This window comes from Escherichia sp. AM3 (assembly GCF_032029835.1).
In the GTDB taxonomy this organism is placed as follows: domain Bacteria; phylum Pseudomonadota; class Gammaproteobacteria; order Enterobacterales; family Enterobacteriaceae; genus Escherichia; species Escherichia coli.
This window is the reverse complement of record NZ_JAVUPQ010000522.1, coordinates 1-562: the sequence shown is the minus strand read 5'-3', so window position 1 is coordinate 562 and position 562 is coordinate 1. Positions and strand designations below refer to the sequence as shown.

Genomic DNA, 562 nt, shown 5'->3' with positions numbered 1-562 from the left:
AGAAGGTACTGAAAGCAATTAAAGAGAATATCTAGTGTATTACAAAAGAAATACACCAGTATTCTAGATGTAATCACAATGTTTGATCTTTGCTCTCATAACCATTAGTATTGGACTAAGGGTAGCCCCACTACCCTTAGTCCATACAACTTACTACGTACTACTTCTGGTTTACGACCCAACGAACCAAAGCTAACAACAATGTAGGGGCGGCGCAGACGCCAAAAGCAATCAAACCAGTAGCACATACTGGCGCTGCCCCTGAAGACACCCCCAACCAGATTAGGACATCCGTCAAGACTGACATCATTACCCCGTTGTACATTGACTGCCATAGGGTAATAACTGTGCCAAGTAAAATACTGGCGGTTTCAAAAACCCAGCCACGTTTCTTTTTCGCAGGAACAACTGGTGGTTCTTCAGGGGGGGGAACGGGACTGATGTAGTAGTTGTTGATAGTTACTGGCGCGTTGTAGGTATTGTGATTTACTGCTTCTTTCAAGTTGTTTGTAGACATAATAGTCCCCTATATTAGTGAATGATTTACTACTCCGATTTACAG

General features: G+C 42.7%; 1 protein-coding gene. It reads right to left on the bottom strand.

Annotated elements, in window-relative coordinates; genetic code table 11:
- Positions 1 to 160: 160 nt before the first annotated feature.
- Complete coding sequence (locus RTW80_RS27010) at positions 161 to 517, bottom strand: hypothetical protein (RefSeq protein ID WP_131777533.1); 357 nt, start codon at positions 515 to 517, stop codon at positions 161 to 163.
- Positions 518 to 562 lie beyond the last annotated feature (45 nt).

Excerpts from the sequence above, each read along its gene's own strand:
- RTW80_RS27010 (WP_131777533.1), bottom strand. The coding sequence starts at position 517 with ATGTCTACAAACAACTTGAAAGAAGCAGTAAATCACAATACCTACAAC.